At 44.5% G+C, this 23,670-nt stretch carries 26 protein-coding genes; 4 read left to right on the forward strand and 22 right to left on the reverse strand.

The window, feature by feature from the left end:
- Nucleotides 1-17: 17 nt before the first annotated feature.
- A complete protein-coding gene (locus tag HUU58_04735) occupies nucleotides 18-623 on the reverse strand; it encodes a superoxide dismutase (GenBank protein ID NUN44969.1) in 606 nt (201 codons plus the stop codon).
- A gap of 79 nt (nucleotides 624-702) precedes the next feature.
- Nucleotides 703-1,116, reverse strand: coding sequence for a YjbQ family protein (locus HUU58_04740; protein NUN44970.1), 414 nt, complete (start codon nucleotides 1,114-1,116; stop codon nucleotides 703-705).
- An 88-nt stretch (nucleotides 1,117-1,204) separates the two neighbouring features.
- Here HUU58_04740 and HUU58_04745 point away from each other — a divergent pair, with 88 nt between their 5' ends.
- Nucleotides 1,205-2,092, forward strand: coding sequence for a DNA-3-methyladenine glycosylase 2 family protein (locus HUU58_04745; GenBank protein ID NUN44971.1), 888 nt, complete (start codon nucleotides 1,205-1,207; stop codon nucleotides 2,090-2,092).
- 6 nt (nucleotides 2,093-2,098) lie between these two features.
- Here the strand turns inward: HUU58_04745 and lepB (HUU58_04750) are convergent, their stop codons facing one another.
- From lepB (HUU58_04750) to HUU58_04840, 19 genes are all read right to left on the reverse strand, one after another.
- Nucleotides 2,099-2,851 (reverse strand): signal peptidase I, encoded by a 753-nt coding sequence (gene lepB, locus HUU58_04750; protein NUN44972.1) that lies wholly within the window; start codon nucleotides 2,849-2,851, stop codon nucleotides 2,099-2,101.
- 25 nt (nucleotides 2,852-2,876) lie between these two features.
- A complete protein-coding gene (gene lepB / locus HUU58_04755) occupies nucleotides 2,877-3,812 on the reverse strand; it encodes a signal peptidase I (protein NUN44973.1) in 936 nt (311 codons plus the stop codon).
- Between the two features lies 1 nt (nucleotide 3,813).
- Nucleotides 3,814-4,299 (reverse strand): pantetheine-phosphate adenylyltransferase, encoded by a 486-nt coding sequence (coaD, locus tag HUU58_04760; protein ID NUN44974.1) that lies wholly within the window; start codon nucleotides 4,297-4,299, stop codon nucleotides 3,814-3,816.
- Nucleotides 4,296-4,865, reverse strand: coding sequence for a 16S rRNA (guanine(966)-N(2))-methyltransferase RsmD (gene rsmD, locus HUU58_04765; GenBank protein NUN44975.1), 570 nt, complete (start codon nucleotides 4,863-4,865; stop codon nucleotides 4,296-4,298). The genes coaD and rsmD overlap by 4 nt, the downstream gene beginning before the upstream one ends.
- Nucleotides 4,866-4,927: 62 nt before the next feature.
- Nucleotides 4,928-5,914, reverse strand: a complete 987-nt coding sequence (locus HUU58_04770) for a hypothetical protein (GenBank protein ID NUN44976.1) — start codon at nucleotides 5,912-5,914, stop codon at nucleotides 4,928-4,930.
- 1 nt (nucleotide 5,915) lies between these two features.
- Nucleotides 5,916-6,995 carry a hypothetical protein gene (locus HUU58_04775; GenBank protein ID NUN44977.1) on the reverse strand — a complete coding sequence of 360 codons (1,080 nt, stop codon included), beginning with the start codon at nucleotides 6,993-6,995 and terminating at the stop codon, nucleotides 5,916-5,918.
- Nucleotides 6,996-7,019: 24 nt separating this feature from the next.
- Nucleotides 7,020-7,559, reverse strand: a complete 540-nt coding sequence (locus HUU58_04780; GenBank protein NUN44978.1) for a hypothetical protein — start codon at nucleotides 7,557-7,559, stop codon at nucleotides 7,020-7,022.
- Nucleotides 7,560-7,562: 3 nt separating this feature from the next.
- A complete protein-coding gene (locus tag HUU58_04785) occupies nucleotides 7,563-8,093 on the reverse strand; it encodes a ComEA family DNA-binding protein (GenBank protein ID NUN44979.1) in 531 nt (176 codons plus the stop codon).
- Between the two features lie 27 nt (nucleotides 8,094-8,120).
- Nucleotides 8,121-9,257 (reverse strand): molecular chaperone DnaJ, encoded by a 1,137-nt coding sequence (gene dnaJ / locus HUU58_04790; protein NUN44980.1) that lies wholly within the window; start codon nucleotides 9,255-9,257, stop codon nucleotides 8,121-8,123.
- 155 nt (nucleotides 9,258-9,412) lie between these two features.
- Nucleotides 9,413-9,946 (reverse strand): hypothetical protein, encoded by a 534-nt coding sequence (locus tag HUU58_04795; GenBank protein ID NUN44981.1) that lies wholly within the window; start codon nucleotides 9,944-9,946, stop codon nucleotides 9,413-9,415.
- A 40-nt stretch (nucleotides 9,947-9,986) separates the two neighbouring features.
- On the reverse strand, nucleotides 9,987-12,437 hold the full coding sequence (locus HUU58_04800) for an ATP-dependent Clp protease ATP-binding subunit (protein NUN44982.1): 2,451 nt from the start codon (nucleotides 12,435-12,437) through the stop codon (nucleotides 9,987-9,989).
- A gap of 219 nt (nucleotides 12,438-12,656) precedes the next feature.
- Nucleotides 12,657-13,502 (reverse strand): sigma-70 family RNA polymerase sigma factor, encoded by an 846-nt coding sequence (locus HUU58_04805; protein ID NUN44983.1) that lies wholly within the window; start codon nucleotides 13,500-13,502, stop codon nucleotides 12,657-12,659.
- Nucleotides 13,503-13,534: 32 nt separating this feature from the next.
- Nucleotides 13,535-13,798 carry a EutN/CcmL family microcompartment protein gene (locus HUU58_04810; protein NUN44984.1) on the reverse strand — a complete coding sequence of 88 codons (264 nt, stop codon included), beginning with the start codon at nucleotides 13,796-13,798 and terminating at the stop codon, nucleotides 13,535-13,537.
- Nucleotides 13,795-14,157 (reverse strand): cupin domain-containing protein, encoded by a 363-nt coding sequence (locus tag HUU58_04815; GenBank protein NUN44985.1) that lies wholly within the window; start codon nucleotides 14,155-14,157, stop codon nucleotides 13,795-13,797. Before HUU58_04815 ends, HUU58_04810 begins: the two co-directional genes overlap by 4 nt.
- Complete coding sequence (locus HUU58_04820; protein ID NUN44986.1) at nucleotides 14,157-14,426, reverse strand: EutN/CcmL family microcompartment protein; 270 nt, start codon at nucleotides 14,424-14,426, stop codon at nucleotides 14,157-14,159. The genes HUU58_04815 and HUU58_04820 overlap by 1 nt, the downstream gene beginning before the upstream one ends.
- Nucleotides 14,427-14,432: 6 nt before the next feature.
- On the reverse strand, nucleotides 14,433-16,184 hold the full coding sequence (locus HUU58_04825) for a diguanylate cyclase (GenBank protein NUN44987.1): 1,752 nt from the start codon (nucleotides 16,182-16,184) through the stop codon (nucleotides 14,433-14,435).
- A 116-nt stretch (nucleotides 16,185-16,300) separates the two neighbouring features.
- Nucleotides 16,301-18,079, reverse strand: coding sequence for a phosphoenolpyruvate--protein phosphotransferase (gene ptsP, locus HUU58_04830; protein ID NUN44988.1), 1,779 nt, complete (start codon nucleotides 18,077-18,079; stop codon nucleotides 16,301-16,303).
- Nucleotides 18,080-18,346, reverse strand: coding sequence for an HPr family phosphocarrier protein (locus HUU58_04835; protein NUN44989.1), 267 nt, complete (start codon nucleotides 18,344-18,346; stop codon nucleotides 18,080-18,082).
- A gap of 34 nt (nucleotides 18,347-18,380) precedes the next feature.
- Entirely contained in the window at nucleotides 18,381-19,361 is a 981-nt protein-coding gene (locus tag HUU58_04840; protein ID NUN44990.1) for a polyprenyl synthetase family protein, read from the reverse strand.
- A 340-nt stretch (nucleotides 19,362-19,701) separates the two neighbouring features.
- Between HUU58_04840 and HUU58_04845 the strand changes: the two genes are divergently transcribed.
- From HUU58_04845 to HUU58_04855, 3 genes are read left to right on the forward strand one after another with little or no spacing between them, the layout of a single operon-like run.
- Nucleotides 19,702-20,226: a dihydrofolate reductase gene (locus HUU58_04845; protein NUN44991.1), complete on the forward strand. Its 525-nt coding sequence runs from the start codon at nucleotides 19,702-19,704 to the stop codon at nucleotides 20,224-20,226.
- A 56-nt stretch (nucleotides 20,227-20,282) separates the two neighbouring features.
- Nucleotides 20,283-20,771, forward strand: coding sequence for a DinB family protein (locus tag HUU58_04850; protein ID NUN44992.1), 489 nt, complete (start codon nucleotides 20,283-20,285; stop codon nucleotides 20,769-20,771).
- An 18-nt stretch (nucleotides 20,772-20,789) separates the two neighbouring features.
- Nucleotides 20,790-21,533 carry an enoyl-CoA hydratase/isomerase family protein gene (locus tag HUU58_04855; GenBank protein NUN44993.1) on the forward strand — a complete coding sequence of 248 codons (744 nt, stop codon included), beginning with the start codon at nucleotides 20,790-20,792 and terminating at the stop codon, nucleotides 21,531-21,533.
- 131 nt (nucleotides 21,534-21,664) lie between these two features.
- Here HUU58_04855 and HUU58_04860 read toward each other — a convergent pair whose 3' ends face one another.
- The gene (locus tag HUU58_04860; GenBank protein NUN44994.1) at nucleotides 21,665-23,326 is read right to left on the reverse strand and encodes a hypothetical protein; all 1,662 of its coding nucleotides are present in this window, start codon (nucleotides 23,324-23,326) and stop codon (nucleotides 21,665-21,667) included.
- Nucleotides 23,327-23,670: the final 344 nt, after the last annotated feature.

A 23,670-nucleotide genomic window follows, 5' to 3' on the forward strand; every position in this document is an offset into this window, starting at 1 on the left:
TTTCGAAAATCTAAAACTTATTTGGCGTTCGCGAAGTTTTCGGCAACTTTGTTCCAGTTAACCACATTCCAAAACGCGGTGATATAATCCGGACGACGGTTTTGATATTTAAGATAGTACGCGTGTTCCCACACGTCTAATCCCAATATAGGCGCACCTTTAACTTCGGCAATATCCATTAACGGATTATCTTGATTGGGGGTAGAGCATATCGCCAATTTGCCTTCCTTTACGATGAGCCATGTCCAACCGGAACCAAAGCGTGTCGCACCGGCATTTGCAAATTGAGTTTTGAAATCGGCAAACGAACCGAATGCTAATTTGATCGCATCCGCTAATGCGCCCGTCGGTTCACCGCCTGCATTGGGACCAAGAACCGTCCAAAAAAGCGAGTGATTAAAATGTCCGCCGCCATTATTGCGTACGGCGACAGGGTATTTGGAAATATTTTTACAGATTTCTTCGATACTCAGATTTTCTTCAGGCTTACCGGCCACCGCGTTATTGAGATTGGTTACATAGGCAGTGTGGTGTTTGCCATGGTGGATTTCCATAGTCATCTTATCAAAATGAGGTTCCAACGCATCATGTGCGTACGGAAGCGAGGGAAGTGTAAAAGCCATTGTATATTCTCCTTGAGCTTGTTTTTTTTACTGGTCAATACTAATCAAAATCACCTTATTTTGCAATGTTTTTCCATGATCATAGTCCCATGATTTTGATCACAACGCGTTTTTTTCGCTGCCCGTCAAACTCGGCATAATAGATCTGCTGCCAAGGGCCAAAATCCAGCCGACCACCGGTCACCGGCACAATCACCTCATGATGCAATAGCAAGTTCTTTAAATGCGCATCCGCGTTGTCTTCGCCGGTACGATGATGAAGGTAATTCGGATTAACGGGCGCCAGATGATCCAGCCATTTGTCAATGTCCTTGATAAGACCATCTTCTGCGTCATTGACATATACCGCCGCTGTAATATGCATCGCCGACACAAGCGCCATACCCTCTTTGATCCCCGAAACGTTAAGCGCCGACTCTACTTCATCGGTGATATTGATATATTCTCTTCTTTGTTTAGTGTTAAACCACAGGTAGTGTGTATGAACTTTCACAAGGCCTCCTTTTTTAAAATTTCGTTATTCCATTTCAATTTCGCAAGAATCGGGTGGTTTTCAGAAATTGAATATCACATATTATCGCATGTTAAAACTCTACATACAACTTCCTCCCGACTTTTCGTTTGACGAATGCCTTGTTTTTCTGACTCGGTCTGATCGGGAAATACTGCATCGCGTTCAAAACAAATCGTTAACTAAAGCGTTTCGTATAGGCCACGAAACTTGTTTAACTACTATATCCGTTAAATCGGATAAAATGATGCTCCGTTTTGACAGAGACATCTCCAACGAAGCGGCGCGTCTTATTCGCTCAGAAGTTTCCGAATGGTTTGATCTGTCATGCGATCTTGCGAACGTTTATCGTCTTATGAAAAAAGATCCGAAATTATTCGCACTTACCAAACGTTTTCACGGTTTACGGTTGATCGGTATTCCCGATCTTTTTGAGGCTTTAGCTTGGGCTGTCATCGGTCAACAAATCAATCTGACTTTTGCATACACGTTAAAACAACGTTTGATCGATGTTGCCGGGCAATCGCTTACTCATGATGGATTATCTTATGGTTTATTTCCTGACCCGACCACCGTGGCTGATTTGAAGGTAGATACGTTACGAAAATTACAATTTTCAACGCGTAAAGCAGAATATCTTATTCATATCGCGCGGCAAATCGCCGACAAAAAAATCGAGAAAACGGCTTTGCAAAACCTCTCGCTTTCGCAAATAGTAGAGCGGCTTACGGCCGAACGCGGCATTGGTGCGTGGACAGCGCATTATGTGGCGATGAAGTGTCTTCGTAAAGCCAATGCTTTTCCTATCGGGGATGCCGGATTGCACCAGGCCGTATTTCGTATTTACCAAATGAAAGGGAAACCCACACTCAAACAGGTTGAGAAAAAATCAAAATTGTGGCAAGGATGCGAAGCGTATGCTGTCTTTTATTTGTGGCGAAGTCTGCAGGAAACATGAAGTGATTTAATGAATCATCTGACCCAAACGATCCCAACGAATATCAAAATTATCCTGACTTGCCGTGGACCAGTAAATCATTACGGCTTGCCCGATAAGATGGTCTTTGGGTACAAATCCCCAGTGGCGACTGTCATAACTCCGATCGCGGTTGTCCCCTAAAACAAAATATGAATCTTCCGGCACAATGACCGGCCCATAGTTGTCACGGCTACCGGCATCGCGCGGAAAAACAGATTCATATCCTTTATTACGAGGTATAATTTCCGGATCCTCAAATTTTAAACCCGGCGGTCGGATAATTTCCGAAAAATCTTTGCCGTCCACATACACGATTTTGTCTTTGATCTCTACTGTTTGACCGGGTAATGCCACAAGCCGTTTGATATAGTCTACGGTCGGATCGGGCGGAAACTTAAAAACAATCACATCCCCTTGTTTGGGTTCACGCACAGCCGGAAACTGATACTGCGCCAAATCTATGTCGGTAAAAATTAAGGGTATTGTCGCAGGTGTCTTTACACCGTAAATACACTTATTAACTAAAATGAGATCGCCGACGAGCAGGGTATCCTCCATACTGCCGGTCGGTATTTTAAAAGCTTGAACAAAGAAAAGTCGAACGATGATCGCAATTAAAACCGAAACGAAAGCAATCTGGAAAAGCTCGGTTGTTTTATTATGATTATCTGACAATGGTTTTTCCGCAACGTTAGATTCTTCCGCTGTAGATACGTCGGATGGCGATGTAATGTCCATATGTCCGGTCGGTTCTTGCATTTTTTTAGCGAATAATCGTTCCGATACGATGCCATTTGACAGAGAAAAAATTGAACATCATAAGTACCTTCATCGGGATGGACGATTGTTTAGCGGCATCCGTATTGGACCAATAAACCAGCATGCCTTGACCTGCAATGTGACTACGTGGCACCGGCCCCCAATAGCGGCTATCCAAACTGTTATCGCGATTGTCACCCATCATAAAAAAATAATCCTGACCGACCGTATAAAGAGTTGACTTAACGCCATCAACAGTCCATTCCCCGCCGCGCATCTCAAGTTTTTTTCCGTCCCGTAATGAAAGATACCGGACCAATTCATAATTTGTCAGATTCAGTTCAATTTGGTCACCTTTTTTTGGAACGCGGAACGGGCCAAAATTATCTCCGCTACCCATGTGGCGCGGAAAAACTTGCCCTTCGGAACGCTCGTAAGGATCAAAGTGAACACCCGGTAGGTCAAACTTTACAGATAATGCCTCACTATCAACAAACAAAACTTTGTTTCGCACATACAAAGTTTGACCGGGCGCCGCTACACAACGCTTGATATAATCCAATCCGTTCTGACTCGGCATCATTTCAGGGTGGGGGAAACGAAAAACTACGACATCACCTTGTTGCGGTTCTTTAAATGCAGGAAGTTGAAACTGTGGCAATTTAATATCCGTGAAGGGAATATTTTCCGGTGATTTGGCGCCGTAAATGAATTTATTAGCAAAAATAAAATCCCCGGGCAAGAGTGACACTTCCATCGAACCCGTTGGAATGGTAAAGTTTTGCACAACAAAAGTGATCGTGATATAATAAACGCATAGCGCCCAAGCAAACGATTTGACATTTTCCACAAGTCGCTCAGTAAAGGTCATTTCTTTTAGGGGTTTTCCGGGCACCGGATTGTTTTTTTTAGGCTCTTCTTTTTTTCCGAAAAAGGACATGCTACTTTTGCACTTTCAGTTTTTCTTTAATTCGTTGTTCTATAAAAGCCGGGACAAAACTTGATAAATCACCGCCGTATTGCGCGACCTCTTTTACAATAGTCGAATTCAGATACGCATATTTTTCGCCGGGCATAAGAAACATCGTAACTATTTGCGAATTGAGGCGGCGGTTCACGTGCTCCATTTGCAGCTCATATTCAAAATCCGAAATCACTCGAAGCCCTCGTATAAGCACGTGCACCTGACGACTGACCGCGAAGTCAACGATCAATCCTTCCGATGGCTCGCAGCGCACATTGGCTATATCTTTTGTAGCCTCAGTTATCATCGCTACGCGTTCTTCCGGTGAAAACAACGGCTTCTTTTTTGAATTATTGGCAACCGCGACAATAATCTCGTCAAATAATGTCGCTGCTCTTGCGATCACATCAAGATGCCCCAACGTGAGAGGATCAAATGTCCCCGGATAAATCGCACGTCTCATAGTTCATTCGCCTTATTCATTAAAAAACTCACGGCACTTTCGCCCCAGGTTTTTTGCTTATGCATCGTTAACCCATGCGCAGGCAACCACTCATTTTCAATTTCTTCCGGCGATGTTTCGATTACTAAAACGCCTCCGGGATTTAACCATTTTCCGGCGTCAATTTTTTTTGCAATCATGGCCCCGGTTCGCATCGCATACGGGGGATCAGCAAAAATAATATCATACTTTTTTACGGCAGCGGAGGATACGAATTCTAGCGCATCGCCCGTGATTACTTCAGTGTGTTGCTCAAACCGGCATTTTATTACATTGTTTCGCAACACTTGTATAGCCTTGGAATGAAGCTCCACAAAAGTAGACTTTGCCGCGCCACGACTTAGCGCTTCGATTCCGAGATTGCCAGTCCCTGCGAACAAATCCAAAACCTGTGTTTCGGCAATATCTATGATATTTGCCAAAATATTAAAAACAGATTCTTTAACTCGGTCTTTGGTCGGACGAATAGCCTCTTCATCGAATGTATTCAAAACCAAACCGCGTCGTATACCGGCTATAATTCGCATATAAAAAATAAAGCCGAAGGGCCACCTCGGCTATTGGATTTTCATAAAAACCGCATTGATAATTATTTTGTCTTCGTTGAGTCGGCTGATTCCGATTGGCGAGGCAGTAGAATACTATACTTCATAAAAATAGTATCCGGCACCGGTTTCTTCTTATCAGCCTTACGGCGTGCCGAATAATCGGCATATTGAATATCAATCTCACCGATTTCGAAGTTGAAACGCATTTCATTCAGCTTTGCCATGTATTTGAAGTAATCCGAAACCGACCCTTCAAGTTTTAACTCACCGCTGTGCGTACTCATGACTACCCCTTTGGAAGATGTCATTTTACCGTCTTGTAATATTTTCAATCCGGCATTGCGGGCACCGTCGAGGATTTTTTGTTTGGCTTTTTCCAAATCAAGATAGATTATTTTTAACGCGACTATCTCCGAATCACTCGGCGTCGAAACCGTTTTGAGTGTACCGGACATCGTACGTTTGAATCCCAAACCTTTGACTAACGATGTCGGTTTGATCGCTTGCGGTTTGGTTTCGTCTATGCTTTTTGATTCTAAAAACAAAACGGTAAAATCTTCGAGATCTTTCTGTGTTTTGCCAAACACGTCAAAAGCATAGTTACTTTCTTCCACACCGAGCGAAGTGAGATGCCATTTTTGCGAATTCGCAGACACTATCGAATCCGTCCTAAATAAAAAGCGGCGGTACCGCTCCTGATAGCGAATCGTGTTGTACATATACAGATTTCGGATTTTTTCCTGGCGCGCTTCTTCGGCCGCTTTTGCTGCCGTCTCCATATCTTGCTCAGGCAAAAGATGCAACGGCCCCGTATATTGCTCTAACCACGCCACAACAGCATAACGTTCCACCCAGCCGTATGTCAAACCGCCAACGAGCGCAACAAAAATCAAAATAATAAACAAAAGCCGTCGTTGGCTTTTTTTGGCCTCGATCGTTATCGTTTTGCCGGCCGACGTATCGGAATCCGTTTTTTCGTGCTGAGCAGGCGGCGCAAAATGATTTTCAAGCAGATTTATCTTGATCATATCAATCCATTAGAAGTTTGATGGCCGCTCCTACCGCTTCCGCATACACCGCATAATCCGGAGGCGCTATGACAACTTGCGATTTATTATCTTTTTCGTCGGCATCCGCAGATGCGGATTCGGAGTCTTCATTTTTTTCATGCGGCCTGAATTCAGCCGGGAGTTTTATTTTACGAAAAGGCTCAATTACCGAGGGATTAAAATCTGCTTCTATATATGGCAATACTTCTTGCGCAAGGTCATGACATAATATCAAACGCCCTACGACAGAATTGGTATTACCCGCCGTCGCATGATATGCCTGCATCATATTGGGTATATGCGCATTGATAAGCTCGCCTATTTTTTGCGGGGTACTTTTGGGCGAAACGGTAAACTGATATACGTGCTGCACATCGTAATCTTTGCACAGAAGTAAAGTCACTGAACCGATCTTGCATTCGGCCAATACCGTCATTCCGTGATATGAAATATCGTAATTCACTTCATAGGTAGCATGTGAACACAATATATCTACGTCCATGTTGCTGAACTGAATCTTGCTTTTATCAAGCACCGAACGCAAACTGTCGGCATAACGACGACGGATACCCACCATCAGCATAGGATCCATCGGTGCCGGCGATGTCTTCTCAAGCGGAACCGTATTCAAAATATATTGATCAAAATCGTCCGTAACTTGCTGACGAAATTCCCATTTGATATAATCCTGAAAATCGGACTCCGACCGCTCACTCTCAACCATAACCTTATGTAAGGTTACAAGGTTGGTATTTAAACTAATATTCATTCGTTTGGCGCGAATACCATTATCCTCAAGGCAGCCTTTGAGGTACGCAAAAAGACCTTGTACGTTACGTTCAACACCTTCAATGCCGGTACCAAACTTCATAGTCGTCTGAATGGTGCCCATTTTTCTGACCGAAAAACCGTCTTCCGAACGTAATATTTCTGCAAAATGAATCTGTTGCCCATGAAAACTCAGACCAAACGCGAGGTTGCGATATTCACCCGCTCGACGTGCATAATCCTGATCTATGGCATCATGATCCAGATCGCCTCGATCGCTTTGTATACTCATTTGTGACATACTATCAACGCTATCTCAGTAAGTAAGTTCTAGTTTTTCATTCCAAGTAACACGACTATCTATGACGGCCCCGATTCGCTGAATTTCCGAATCCACGGACGATGGTTTTATATGGATCGTCTTGCGGCCATCTTTCAAACCCGTTTCTATTATAAATTTTTGCCCGTTCATCGGATTGTCAGTCAAAGATTCAAAATACTGCTCGCGGTACGCCGCAGGCGTGACATCTTTGAAATACTCGCTATACTCGGGAAATCGCATCAAGGCTTCGATCACCGGAGTAAAAACTTCGTCTGAAACTCTGTCTTTTCCTTTTTTATTAACGAAATCGAATAATTTACCGTTATCGGATGTAAAAGACGAGTCGGAAGCAAAATATGCTTTTTGTACCGCCAACAAAGCCTTCATTTTAGCGCGTGTTAATCGAATTTTATTTCGATCTGCTTTCTCGGCTTGCACGGGCGAAACCACACTCCACACTAAAAAAACAAACAGCAAAACAATAATTGTTTTGAGAATATAATCCGTGATGCGTGTTTTAGGAATGGATGCCATAACTCAGTTAATATCTATGAATGGCCTAATTTTTTCAATGAGTTTCTTCCCGACACCTTTGACATTTTGAATATCTTCCAACTTAGAAAACGGCCCGTTTTTATTCCGGTATTCGATAATACGTGCCGCTATCTTAGGACCGACACCGGGAAGCGAACTTATTTCTTGCACATCCGCTTGATTGATTCGAACCACTCGTGCGGGCGCATCGTTTGTTTTTATTATAAACCGCTGGATCGAATCCCGAGCAACACCTTTACGGAATAATGTTTGCAACGTATCTTGGCGTGAAAACCATACTGAAACCGTGCTGTCATTTTCAGACTTCTGAGGATAAGGACGGGCCTTGCTCTTGGGATAAGGAACGGATGTAATTTCTATCGTGTCATCACGATACGTTTCTTTTATCAGACCGACCAATCCGCCCATCAGAGTTATTCCCGCCAGCACACAAAGAACAACGGCCTCCTGCCGTCTCAGACCAAAATATTCAAAAAATTTATAAGCGTTTTCGCCCCAATTCCTAAAATTCATCCCCCAATTCCCCCGGCAACGGCATAATTATGCCGTAAATGCTTCCTTTATTTTTTTAAAAAAACTCGTGTCATTACTATTCGGCGATCTAAAATTATCATAACCCATAAGTTCTTCGATAAGTCGGCGTTCTTTGTCGCTGATCTTAGAAGGTGTGTGTACGGCGACACGAATCAATTGATCTCCGGAACCGGAACCATTGAGATGCGGAATGCCTTTGCCGCGCATGCGCAGTATTTTGCCGGATTGAATACCTCCCGGAATCGTTAACTTGGCTTTTCCAAATAGTGTCGGCACTTCCACTTCATCCCCTAAAACCGCTTGAGGGAACGTGATATTTACGTTGAGCAACACATCATCACCGTGCCGTTCGAAAATTTCATCTTCAATTTCTTCGAGAACGACAATCACATCGCCCGATTCCCCTCCATGCGGTGCGGCATGACCTTGCCCCCGAAGCGGAATATAATTTCCTGTAGTGACACCGGCTGGAACTTTGACACTGATCACCGTTTCACCCATGGTCACTCCGTCACCCTTGCAGGTTGAGCAGGGTTTTTCAACTATAGTTCCCTGACCTTCGCAATTGCGGCACGCAGCAATATTCACAAATTGGCCGAATACCGATCGCGAAACTTGTCTTACCTGACCCGAACCGTGACATACACTACACGTTTTTCGCGATGATCCGGCGGCTGCACCACTTCCGTTACAGGATTCACAGGACTTGCGTTTACGAAGCTTTATCTTTTTAGTAACCCCTTCGGCGATCTCCTGCAGCGTTAGTTTCAACTTAACTTCCAGATCAGCGCCGCGATTGGAACGGCTACTGCGCCCGCGCCCACCGCCAAATGCATCACCGAAACCAAAGCCTTCGAAAATATCACTAAAGTGTGAAAAAATATCATTGATGTCGCTGAATCCTTGCTGACCCATGCCGCGCATACCGTCATGACCAAAACGATCATATTGAGCGCGCTTTTGTTCATCGCTCAACACGGAATACGCTTCCGCAATCTCTTTAAATTTTTCTTCTGCGGACTTATCTCCCGGATTTTTATCCGGATGATATTGCATCGCCAATTTGCGGTACGATTTCTTGATTTCATCCAACGAAGCGTTCTTGGAAACACTCAGCACTTCGTAGTAGTCGCGTTTAGCCATATTCCTTTATTCAAAAAAATGAATGTTAAATTCGGGTATTTAAAACTTACGTGCACCGTAAGTCTTCAAAGAAATAAAATCTTAGTAAGAACCGGTTATTAGATTAGAAGTTGAAAATCTTTTCATTAAGACAACAACCGAAGAACCGAACACCATTACTCCATAATAATATCTATGATTTTATCTTCGTTCAGATTAAAATGTTTATCCTTCTTTTCTCCATTTTCTTCGTACTCGACAGCAAACACCTTATTGTATTCATCTTTGAGCGTGATGATGCCTTTGACCGAAACCCCGCGCCCCTTGATGACGTCGAAATATGAAACCGCAATATGATCACCGTGATCCAAAGCTTCCAGTAATTCGATGATCTGGGCTACTTCCATAAACGTATTCTGCTGATTCTCATCGAGATCAATACTGATCGCTACGCGATCCAGTTTCACTATATCACCGACTTCAATATAAAACTCAATAGATTCTCCGGAACCTTCCTCTACAAGCACAAAAGAAGTGAAATCCGTCGCCACGTGGCTTACGCGCCCGGAAACAGTCGAACGGCTTCCATCCCAATCCACACGTTCGACGGTAGCACCATCGTTTACCGCTAACCCTTTGATAGCCACTTTGACCGCATCCGCATCCAACGCACCCGGACGCGTGTGTATTTTTTTCTTTCCAAAAAGCATATTTCAAAAACCTCCGTTATAAAGTACAATCATCTGACTTCTAAACTGCTTCGTGCGCCATTTCCACAAACGCCAATTCCCCATCACGCAGTTCAATAGACACAAGGCTTCCGTCCGAAAACTCACCTTTTAATATCTTTTCAGCAACAGCATCTTCGATATGTTTCTGGATTGCTCTGCGTAGCGGTCGGGCACCATACACCGGATCAAATCCTTTGGTGGCGACAAACTCTTTTGCCGCATCCGTCAGATGCAGTGTCATATTACGCTCTTTGAGTTTCTTACGAACGTCGTCCAGCGATACGTCAATAATACGAAGCACATGCTCTTTAGTCAGTGCGCGGAATACGATCACTTCATCAATACGGTTGAGAAATTCAGGATTAAAAAGCTTCTTGGTTGCCTCTTCTGCTTTGGCTTTCATACGCTGATATTCATCTTCACCGTTATCTTTGGTTGAGAAACCAAAACCGTCGGTCTTACTCATCTCCCGTGCGCCGACATTAGATGTCATGATAATCACGGTATTTTTAAAACTCACCTTGCGGCCAAGACTATCCGTGAGGATGCCGTCATCTAGAACTTGTAAAAGAATATTAAAAACATCCGGATGGGCTTTTTCGATTTCATCCATAAGTACGACGCTGTACGGTTTACGGCGAATTTTTTCCGTAAGCTGACCGCCTTCTTCGTAGCCGACATATCCCGGAGGCGGACCGACTAAACGGCTCACGGAAAATTTTTCCATATATTCCGACATATCAATACGCACCAACGCATCGGCATTTTCAAAAAGATAATAAGCCAATTCTTTGGCAAATTGTGTTTTTCCCACACCGGTCGGACCGAGGAAAATAAACGAACCGATAGGACGATTAGGATCTTTGAGTCCTGCACGGGTGCGGCGGATGGCGCGCGTTACCGACTGTATCGCATCATCTTGACCGATGATACGACTGCACAAAACATTTTCCATTTTGAGTAATTTTTCCGACTCGCTTTGTGCAACACGATTGACAGGAATACCCGTCATCATCGCAACTACGTGAGCAATCTGCTCTTCACCGACTTCGACGACTTGTGTATCCTCTTTCTTTTCCCATTCCTCTTTCGCCACGCGAAGCTGTTCCGTTAATCGTTTTTCGACATCACGCAACTCTGCGGCTTTTTCGAATTTTTGATTTTTTATAACAAAATCTTTTTCCGTACGAACGCGTTCTATTTCCTGCTCAAGCGCAACAATTTCTTCCGGCACGACGATATTCATAATGTGCGTGCGGGAACCGGCTTCATCCATCACATCAATCGCTTTATCGGGAAGATGGCGATCCGTGATGTAACGATCCGACAAACGAACGGCTTGCACCAGCGCTTCGTCCGTGTACGTGACGCGATGATGTTCTTCGTATTTGTGTTTTATTTGACGCAAAATTTCAAGGGTTTCTTCGACCGATGGGGGATCAACGATCACTTTTTGAAAGCGGCGTTCAAGCGCACCGTCTTTTTCAATATATTGACGATATTCATCCAGTGTGGTAGCGCCGATACACTGAAGTTCGCCGCGGGACAGCGCAGGCTTGAACATATTTGATGCGTCCAAAGACCCACTTGCTCCGCCGGCCCCGACGATCGTATGCAGTTCGTCTATGAATAATATCACTTCCGTGGTTTTTTCCAGCTCACTCATGATCGCTTTGACGCGCTCTTCAAATTGGCCGCGGTATTTTGTACCGGCCACCAGCGCACCAACATCCAGAGTTACGATTCGTTTACCCAAAAGCACACGGGGAACTTTTTTCTGAACGATACGCAGCGCCAGACCTTCGGCGATAGCTGTTTTCCCTACGCCGGGTTCGCCAATCAAAACAGGATTATTCTTTTTTCTGCGGGATAGGATCTGTGCAACGCGTTCGATTTCTTCATCACGACCGATGATCGGATCAAGGCGATTTTCTTCGGCATACTGCGTGAGATCACGACCAAAGTGATCCAGGGCAGGTGTCTTACTTTTTTTAGGTTCCGGTTTTTTGGCTGTGGGATTCGTAGGAGTCTGCGTTCCGCTCATGATATTGGTCAGCTCCTTTCTTACCGTTTCGTAATCAATGTTGAACATGGATAAAACCTGCGCAGCAAGACAATCTTTTTCTTTGATCAACGCAAGTAAAAGATGTTCGGTACCGATAACATCCGATTTAAAATTTTTGGCCTCCACGTACGTGGATTTCAAAATTTTTTCGGCTCGTTTGGTAAGCGGCGGATTACCGATGACCGTATTATCCGTTACCGGTTTTACCATATCTTCGATAGCACGTTTCAGTTTTTCTAAATCCATAGCCAGATTTTTGAGCACTTTGACGGCGACGCCTTCGCCTTCGCGAATCAAACCCAATAAAAGATGCTCTGTACCGATATAATCGTGGCCGAGCCGGATGGCTTCTTCCTGCGATAATTTTACGACCAGTTGGACACGGCTGGAAAAATTATTTTTCATACTGACTCCATTCTGAAAAGGCCAAATAACAAAACTTATTATCGTTATTTTGAGCACAATTCAAAAAAATATAGAGATTCGGGCTACATTAGTCAAGAAGTAATAATGTTAGAAAAATTACACACTTAGATGCGGGAAAAACCAATCATGAAACAACACAAAAAGACGATTAATTTGAAATCAGGGTAACAGAAAGAAAGATTGATGAAATTGTTTTAATTAACCCAAATAGTGCCGTAATACATGACTTCGCGAAGTGTGGCGCAGACGGCGAATCGCTTTTTCTTTGATTTGACGGACACGCTCACGCGTTAACTGAAAACGTATACCTATTTCTTCCAATGTCATCGGATGATCATTTTCGAGGCCGAAGTACAAACGTATCACTTCCGACTCACGTGCAGATAAACTGTCGAGCGCACGTTCGATTTCAATTTTCAAAGACTCGTTGACAAGATCGTGATCCGGCGGCGCCTGCTGCTCGTTTTCGATGACATCAATCAGCGTATTATTATCTGAATCGTAAATCGGTTCATCAACCGAGATGTGCCGTCCGGACATTTGTAACGTATCGTGTACTTCGAGCTCGGAAATTTCCAACTGCTCCGCGATCTCTTCGGCACTGGGTTCACGCTCGAATTCCTGTACCAAATCACTATACACGCGACCGATTTTATTAAGCGTTCCGATTTTATTGAGCGGAATACGAACGACGCGAGATTGTTCGGCAAGCGCCTGAAGTATGGCCTGACGAATCCACCATACGGCATAAGAAATAAACTTGAATCCGCGCGTTTCATCAAATCGTTTCGCGGCTTTGATCAGTCCGATATTACCTTCGTTGATAAGGTCATTGAGAGAGAGGCCTTGACCTTGATATTGTTTGGCTACGCTGACGACAAAACGGAGATTGGCTTTGGTCAGATGTTCGAGCGCCCGTTCATCACCCTCGCGTATGCGCTGTGCCAGCGCGATCTCTTCTTCGGATGTCAGGAGCGGTACCGCGCCGATTTCCTGCAGATACTTGTCAATGAGATCATTATTGTGTTCGACATAATGAGCCATAGACAACCTTCTTTCATTTTGTTGTACGATGGTTAACGATCTATACGGTCTACAATTCCTATAATTGTTGCATCGGTAGGCGCTTTACGATCCAGAGGGATCGGCGCCTCACCCGATGTTACATAATAAACTAATTCATTAGGCTGTCCGGCGCCTACCGAGTCGGTCGCCACGATCGGGCCGCCGACATGCTTCAATTCTGAATCCACCGGCTGGATGATCTGTAAACGGCACCCTTCGATAGAAGGATGTTTTTTAGTAGCCCAAACCGTGCCGATGATGCGCGCCATATTCATATATGCTGCAAATTCTCGCGTGTGCGTTCGTTTTTGAGATTCCCGGTATTTACGGTCGTTGCCGGCTCAAAAAGCATGATCTCCGTTTCTACGTCAGAAACCGGCCGGTGTTCCACACCGCGCGGCACGATGATAAATTCACCCGGATTGATGATTTCCGTTCGATCGCGAAATTCCATTTTCAAACAACCGCGAACCACGTAAAACATTTCGTCCTCATGATCATGATGATGCCAAACAAATTCACCAGAAACTTTGACTAACTTGACATGCTGACCATTCAGTTCGCCCACGATACGCGGATGCCATGTATCGGAAAAAGTTTCAAACTTATCCGCGAGATTAATTTTATTTGAGATCAAGGATGTACTTCCATTTTATCAACAATAGCCATAATAACCGCATCAACCGGCCGATTTTCTGTCGCTTCGGTTTGTCGTGCCGAACTGCCGGTGCAATACAGCACCACTTCACCGACGCCGGCCCCGACGGAATCGGCCGCCACCACGAAAGCGTCTTTTTCTTTGTAGTCCAATCCTATACTGCGCACAATCAACAGCTTCACGCCCGTGAGTTTTTGGTCTTTCCGTGTGGCCCATACAGAACCTATAACTTTACCTAGAACCATATATTCCTAATCTGCGCATGCAATGCGGCGCTCATTAAGTTTTTTAGCATTCACTAAAGCAACATTAGCACGGTGCATCAGTGCGTCGGCTTCAGTACCATCCGTACCATATGTAACCACACCGACCGTTGCGGTCAACGGAATCTCTTCATCGCCGGAATGAATCACCGCCGATTCGAGCGCGTTGAGTATCCGGCCTGCACATTCTACCGCTTCTTTCCTTTTACTTTCTACAAGTAACACCCCAAATCGGTCGTGACTCAAACGAGCAAGGTTATCAATAAGCCGTATCCCATTTTTTAAAATTTCTGTTATTTTTTCAAGCGCTAAATCACCGGCTTCTACACCGAAAGCTTCATAAATATTCTTGACATAGTCTACCTGAAAAACCAGAACACTAAACGAAGTTTCAAATCTTTTAGCGCGATGTATCTCGGACACGACGTTTTTCATAAACGTTTGTTCCTCCGTTGCCGTATTGCGTTCGCCTTCGTTTGCGTTTTTAGATAAATGCTGATCCAGAGCGATACGCGCCAATGCGAGTCCTGCGCTATTGCAGGCGGTTTCAAGAAACTGCACTTCATACACATCGTATGCGTTTTTTTGGCCTTGTTCGATCACCAGCACACCAAAACAATGGTCCTGATCACAGATCGGGATGACCACGACGGAAGCAAGGTAATTCAATTCCAATTCGCTGTTTACCGAAGTCCGGTCAATGGATGTCACATCGGATATATAAAGCCGACGCCGTTTCGTCATAACTTTTTCGATCATCGTACCGTCAAGCCGAACCATAGATTCTTTATCGTATACCGCGCTGCCACCGGCCTCCGCCAATCGTATTTCCTCCGCGCCATGTCGCAGCCATATATGCATACGATCAAAACGAAGCGTGTTTTGAATCTGTTCTTTCAGGCAAATCATCGTTTGCGTTTCCATACCCGCAAGGCTCAGGCGCTCGCTAAATTCGCGTAAACTCTGGGAAAGGCGGCGGAGCTTGTTTTTCATATACACGCCGTCAATACTTTGAATAGACAAAAGTATGAGGCGTCCGTACTGCTTGATCGCGTCAAACTCCTGTTCGGTTAACGCCGTGTCCGTAATACGATCCACGCCAAGGAGACCGAGCACAGCACCTTTTCGCATCAACGGAATAATCACCAAATGTTTAACGGGTACTGCGGTACGATAATACGGAACGGGCGTCGTACCGGGTTCGCGCAAATCCATAACAAGTGATTCCTTGGTTTGAATCACCTGATGAAACGGCGCATAATCGCCGTATCGAAACGATTTTTCAGGTATAAAATCACGGCTTTCACTTCGGAAACTTTGCGGTAAACATTCGCCGCTATCGTCATGGCATAGATACAAAAAGGTAGAATGGGCTTGCAATGTATCGTGCATGATAGCGATCACGCCATCCGCTGTCTGATTGAACATAAGCGAAGCCTGCGTATCATCCAGTATTTCCATCGCGTGATCTTCTTCGCGAACGATCGACCCGGAAGCGGTTTCCACGGTATGCGGGTGCGTGACGGGGCGTCGTATCGTATTGCCGGAGACTTTATATTTTTCAACCGGTTTTTCACGACGAGCGGCGATCCATCGTGCAGCTATCACAAAGGCGGCCAGAACGACAGCACCCATGATCAATGTAATGGCCGTATTAAAAAAAACCGACGCGAGGATGACTCCCGAAATGAAAACGAGGAGGAATGCCGAAATGCGCAGGACGTAGGAAGTAAAGGGCATTAGTTTATTTCAACACAATCTTGTGTTAGTTCGGCAAAACTTAACCCCTTTGCCTAAAAAAGTCAACGCATTTGCTGAAAGAAACGATGGGATTGGAATACGACAGAGAAACGGTTTTAACCTAGAATCGCTTTGGTGCGAAGGGAAACTTTTTTTTCTATTTCCGCCACATCGGACATGACCAGTATTTCCGATGCAAACGCTTCAGCTTCTGTTTTGGAAACGCTTCGGATTATCTTTTTGATTTTGGTGAGTACAGGAGGAAGCACGCTGAATTCGTGCAAACCCATACCCAAAAGAAGTATAGCCGCATAAGGATTACTGGCCATTTCACCGCACATAGCAACATGGATTTTGCGTTGATGCCCTGCAGCAATGGTTTGTTTTATGAGTCTCAAAATAGCCGGATGAAAACAATTGTACAGCCCGGATACTTTAGGGTTGCCGCGATCTACAGCCAGCGTGTACTGAACAAGATCATTCGTGCCAATACTAAAAAAATCCACCTCGGCCGCAAATTCCTGAGCCAAGATCGCTGCGCCGGGCGTTTCGATCATCATGCCGACAGGAATATTTTCATTGAAAGGAATATCTTGCCGTCGCAATTCCTGTTTGCATTGTTCGATAATGCGTTTGGCCTCCCGCATTTCACTCAAATTAATGACCATCGGAATCATGATTTCGACATTAAATTCCGATGAAAGGCGCAGCATGGCGCGAATCTGCGGAATAAAAAAATCCGGATATTCCAAAGCGATACGGATCGCCCGCCAACCGAGAAACGGATTGTCTTCGTGGACATAACCTTTAGCGGTGAGTATTTCCAGCGGAATTTTATCACCGCCGACATCAAATGTACGCATCGTTATTTTATGCGGATGGTTTTTTTCGGCAATACGTCGGTATTCGCGATACTGCGTCTCCTCATCCGGCAACTCACGCGCCGAAAAGAGCATATATTCCGTCCGATAAAGCCCGATGCCTTGCGCTCCGAGATGTAAGGCGTTTTCTACTTCTTCGGGAAGTTCAACGTTGGCACAAAGCGCAACTTCGTATCCATCGTTTGTGACGCACGGTAGTTTGGCCACCGTTTCCAAATCGGTTTCTTTTTTGGCGATCTGGCGCGATTTTGTTTTGATGCGATCAATGTCTTTTTTATCGGGATTGATGATCAGTTCGCCGGTATGACCATCAAGAAGCAAGGTATCGTCTTTGCTTATGATACCTGTCAGGTTGGCGATACCTACGATGGCCGGAATATTGAGCGAACGCGCAACGATAGAAAAATGCGATAATTTGCTTCCGGCTTCCGATACAAATCCTAATATTTTATTGCGATCAATACCCGCAATGTCGGACGGCTTGATCGTATCCGCGACGATGACCGATGCTTCAGGAATATCAAAAGAACGCTGCTGACCAAGCAAGTTGCCCAACAAACGGCGTTTGACATCCTCCAAATCGTTAGCCCGTTCGCGGAGATACTCATTATTGGACTTAAGAAAACCGGTTTTAAATTTATCCATCACGGCCGCAAATGCCGCTTCGGCATTCATTTTGACGGACTTGATATTTTTCAGCGTGCCGCGGATCATTTCCTGATCCTCGAGCATCAGAAAATGTGATTCAAGGATCGCGCTGTATTCTTTACCGTATTTGGATTTAGCGTCCCGGATAAGCTGATCCAGCTGCTCTCGTGTGATATCGAGCGCTTGTTGGAACCGTGATGTTTCTTGTACAATCTCGTCTTCGCTTTTGAGCGTGCGTTCGTGGATACGAAAATTATCGGCGTGAAGTACGTAGACCGGCCCGATCGCAAATCCGTCGGAAACACCCAACCCTTTGATGGCTAGAGACTCCGATGTTTCGGATTTATTTCGTTTGGTCGAAGGCATTTATTCTTCGTTGAATTTGGAAGCAAACAAAGCCGCGATCGCATCGGCCGCTTGCATTTCGTCGGAACCCTCGGTTTTTATTTTTACGACGCTGCCTTGAGCTGCCGCAAGCATCATGACGCTCATGATACTTTTGGCATTGACTTCAGTGCCGTCGCACGATAAAAACACTTCGGAATCAAACTGGCTTGCGGTTTTAACGATCATCGCCGACGGGCGTGCATGGACGCCGGCTTTATTGATAACGGTGATTTCCCTTTCGATCATGGATTCAGCGATGGTCCTCGGTGTGAAGCGTGTATCAGTTTTTACGCTGTCCGGCGCGGTGTGCGATAGCTACCAATTGGGCTTTGGCGCTGCTATCTTTGATGCGGTCCAGACTTTGAACGGCCGATTGGACATACTTGGCAATCGCCTTTTCCGTTTTTTCCTGAATACCCGTTTTTTGAATGAATTTTCTAAAATCTTCGATAACACGTTTGAGAATATCGGGGTCGGTGACATTCTGAAAAACGGAAAGAAAATCTTTGCCGTATTTATCCTGTACACAATGAAGCGCGATGTACGATTTTTTTCCCTCCATAAGATCGCTGCATATATCTTTACCCAGCGTCGCTTCATCCCCGATCACATCCAGTAAATCGTCCTGAATCTGAAACGCCATACCGCAATAATAACCGTAATCACGTAAAGCTTGCTCTTTTTTGAAGTCCGCTTTTCCGACTACAGCACCGATCTGGGCGGCGGCGGCAAATAAACCGGCGGTTTTCAGTTCGATCATTTTAAGATAATCAGTGAGTTTTATATCCGAACGTTTTTCAAACTCTTTATCCAATGCTTGGCCTTCGACCAATCCGATATAGGCATCCGAAAAAATATCCAATACACGAGGTAATACGGATTCAGGAGAACCATTTAATGATTTGAAAGCCAAAGCATGCAATAAGTCACCGGTGAGAATAGCGACGTTTGCATTCCATTTTTTATGTATGGTTTCCCGTCCCCGCCGCAAGTCATCATTGTCCATAATATCGTCATGGACCAGTGAAAAATTATGCAAAAGCTCCACAGCCGCTGCGGCAGGGAATGATTTTTTATAATTTTTTTCAAACAATGCGCAGGACAATACGGTCATCACTGCACGCATTCGCTTGCCGCCGCTTTGAAAAAGATAACGCGCCGGATCGTAAAGAGTAGTCGGATTACGTTTAGCTAAATAAACTTTGATCGCTTTGTCAATTTCTTTGACAATGGGCTCTGTCTTTAGAGGTGCATGTTTCACGGTTGGAGTCCTGAAGACGTGAACAGACTTTCAGAAAATCTAAATACTAAATTAAGAGAAATCAAGCGATAATTTTTTATGCGACACATTGTCTGTATAGCTGAAAAAATGTCCTTTTTTTTGTAACACTTTAATTAACAATAGTATGTGAATTTTAGTGCACTTTTAACAAAAGTTGCTTTTTTGCTGACATAATGTTGTCACCCACTGAAGATATATTGATTTCAATTGTTCACAATAAAACAACCGGGTTTTTTCATTTTAAGAAACAGTTTCTTTGAAATACCGTATCAAAGGTTAATTCCTGACTACTTTCCAAATTACGGAACACGTTTATTCCATGCCTAATCATGTTTTCATCGCGGCAAGCCTTGACGGTTTTATTGCCAAAACCAACGGGTCTCTAGATTGGCTTGATCGTATCGAAAATCCGGATCATGATGATTTCGGTTACGATGAATTTCTGAAAAAGATAGATGCGATCGTGATGGGGCGGGGCACCTATGACTTTGTAAAAAACATTACACCTTGGCCCTACAAAAAACCGGTATACGTTCTAAGCCGGAGTATGTCTCCACAAACACTCCCGAATCAAATTACGATCACTGATCGCTCGCCGCTCGAGTTGCAGCAGGAATTAAACCGGATGGGCTATCGCAATCTATATGTGGACGGCGGTAAAACGATTCAAAGTTTTATGCGGGAAAATCTCATTGACGAATGGACTATCACGCGAGTCCCCATTCTGCTTGGTGCCGGCATACCGCTTTTTGACAACACGCTTGAAAAAGAAACTTCTCTTGTTCACATTGCAACACGCATTTTTTCCAATGGCCTTGTACAAAGCACGTATAAAAAACAATAATGAAATTAGATGTACTTATCCCTCATATTTCTTAATTTAATTAAAAGGAGTCCGTTATGAATCCGCATTTGCAAGGTATTGTCGGTTGGTATGGTCACGAATCCCAATCTTCCGTAAGGATGATCAGCGCGATACCCGACAATAAACTTAATCAGAAAATTCACGATAAGTTCCGCACGGCCGGCGAACTGGCCATGCATCTCGGCGACACGGTACGTGATCTTACCGCTACTTTCAAAACCGGCGCCGTTGTGTTTACACCCGTCATTACCGCGACACCGCCTAAAACCGCCGATGCCGTCAAACACTATAATGACGCGATGAGCGAATTTATGGAAGCGAGCAAAAACTTTACGGATGCACAACTGAATAAAAATTATCCTTTTGAAATGGGCGGCCAAGTGGTTTGGAATCCCACGGGTATGGAATTGATTTCCGGTTATATTTGTCACGAAATACATCACCGTGCACAGATCGGTGTCGTGCTGCGTTTAGTCGGCGCTAAAGTACCCGGCATGTACGGGCCGACAGCGGACGATATGTAAAAAAAGGACGATACGGATATGATCGATGTTACGCAACACGACGGAATCGCCATTCTGCAAATGCAGCACGGCAAAGCCAATGCGCTGGATATCGAATTTTGCCATGCGCTTGCACACGCGGTGGATAAACTGCGGCATGTGGAGGTGCATGGCCTTATCCTCACCGGAACAGGCACGATGTTTTCTGCGGGTGTCGATTTACCTCGCCTAATCAAATCCGGGCCGGAGTATATCCCGGAGTTTCTTGCGGCACTTCATCACACCTTCGAAACACTTTTTACCTTTCCAAAACCGATGATCGCCGCCATCAATGGTCATGCAATTGCCGGTGGCTGTGTATTGGCCGCCTGTGCGGATTATCGTATCATGGCCGGAGGTCGTATCGGCGTTTCGGAATTGCGGGTCGGGGTTCCATTTCCAGTTTCGGCTCTGGAGATCATGCGATCCGTTGTACCTCAAAAATTTTTGAGCGAAGTATTGTACGACGCCAAAAACTATACTCCGGAAGAAGCAAAAACCGTCGGCTTGATAGATGCGATCACCGGTTCTAACGAACTCATGTCCGAAGCCCTCAAAAAAGTCAAAGCCTGGTCTGCTATTCCGGCTACCGCTTTTGCAATTACTAAACGGCAACTACAAGCCCCATACCTTGATCGTATTCACCACAATGCGATTGATACTTATGTCGTAAATCTCTGGAAAGAACCGGCCACGCTTAACGCAATCGGTAACTTCGTAGCAAGCACAATAAAGAAAACCTAATCTTAAAACATCTTACAAAAAGACCTCAAAACAGTTTTCTTTTTCAGATGTGATTTCATTTTATATCACGACTTGTTTTAAAGAGAAACTATTTTGAGGTCTATCTTTTTATCGGTTAAATCGCTGCAAATTTATTTTTGTAAATTCCAAATTTTGGTATAACCCTCCGCTTCTTCCAGTTTTTTTAATTCAATGATGGATTTGCGAAAAGCAGCCATCATATCTTCTTTGCGCACTACCCCATTGAGACTATTGGGATTGGATTTGACTTCTTCGGCATTAAACGGGGCACCTTTGCCGAGCACCGTACCGGTAACATATTGTGTGCCGACGAGATAACCATTGGGCGGTCCGAGCAACTGATACGTAAAAACCGGGTTAAGTACGACGTGATTATTTTCATCCGTCGAAATCTGCAAATCCAGCGTCGCACTGATCAAACCATCCACACCCAATTCGCGCATCAGACGTGCATCGGGCCGGTCGCTGGCAAAAGTGGATGAAACCGACTTGAGTATCGAAGTTAGCGACGTAGGAAGAAGGTTTTTGGTGTTTTTATAACTGCGAACAATTTTGACCTGCGTGTTTTTATCTTCGATCGGTTCCATCGCTGCATAGCCGGAAGCTTTCGTAACGCTTTCGACTGGAATCAACTCGATCTGATGTTCGTTTTTCAGTGCCGTTACAAAATCACTGTACATATTATCCAGCAGTTTATCCCAAAATTCGTCCGGTAACTGCGGAAATTCCAAAGTCGTAATTGTCGTAGTGGTTGTCGTGACTTCGACATTACCCATCGTTTGCGTTGAACTAGAAGATTTCACATCGCGATGATAAATGGTTCCGCGTACAGAAAAGGAGGCTAACGCAAATTTTTTGCCCATGGATAAAGCGCGCCCGTAATAGGCATTGGGTTTATTGGCGGTGAAAGAAAAACCCTTCTCTTCGCCTGTAATCTGTACATTGCTTTTGCTTGGCGATTTGCCTTTGACCGTTACCGGCTTTGTATCCCAGCTCGCGGATATCCCTTGATATCCACCGGTACCGGCATTGGGTGATAAATCATGTTCATAACGTTCGACACGAAGCCAACTGGCGCCTTCCCTAAAACTTGCAATGGAGGTACCGATCGCTTGATCTGAACTGGCCACGACTTGTGCGTTGACAAAAGCCTGGTGTGGTATGACGATTTTGTCTGCTGAACGGCAAACCACCACATCTACAAACGACGTCGTACCCATCAAGTCCATCAGCATGCCGACTTTATACATCGTACGTTCGGAACCTTTGGGATTTTCCATTTCCAGAACAAGATCCTGCGTAACGTCTATTTCAGCACCATCGGCTTTACCGTTGATAGATTTAATGCGAACGGGATATGTAGGTTTTATCGTAAACTCGGCCTTTTGACCCGTTTTAGTTTCGATCGTTATTTTTTTGGGTGAGGTATCGCCACTATCCACAAGTTTGGTATATGCACCAAAAGCCACGTGCGACATCGGTGTACCATCCATAGCTACGACGCCGTCTATTTTATACATCCCGATACCATGTTTTTTAAAATTCATCACCGTTACTGCTGAACGACCTTCTTTCCATGCTTCGCCCATATAGGAAGTTTCCGTGCTTTTGACGGCAGCAGGATAAAGATTGCTAATATAATACACCGTCGTACCGCAGGCTTGCAAATCCGTCGTGGACTGCGTCATCAGGTTGCCTGCAAGTTTGCCGAGTTGAGCGCAGCCGCTCAGAAATAAAAATACTGAAGCGAAAAGTAGAAGTTTTGTTCTCATAGATGTAATCCTGTGGTTTGATGAGTTATATGCCTAATTTAAGATTAAACATGACGGTACAGATAACTATTAGAAGCAATTAACATACCACAATGAAACACTACTATAACTCATTGATGTTTTTACAAATGAAAAAAGGATGACTTAGTTGGCGTTACATAAACGCGACTATATCGATAAATAGTCTGTCGCCTTCAGCAGACACTCATAAAAAACATTCCGATGTATATAAAAAACTCACTCTCCATCGAGCCGTATTGTATATATAAGTGAATCTGAAATTTTAAAAATATGTCTTTCAAAAAGGCGATTCATCCATTACTTTTAAACACCTCACGCATAAT

The sequence above is a fragment of the bacterium genome, from assembly GCA_013360215.1.
In the GTDB taxonomy this organism is placed as follows: Bacteria; CLD3; CLD3; order SB21; family SB21; genus JABWCP01.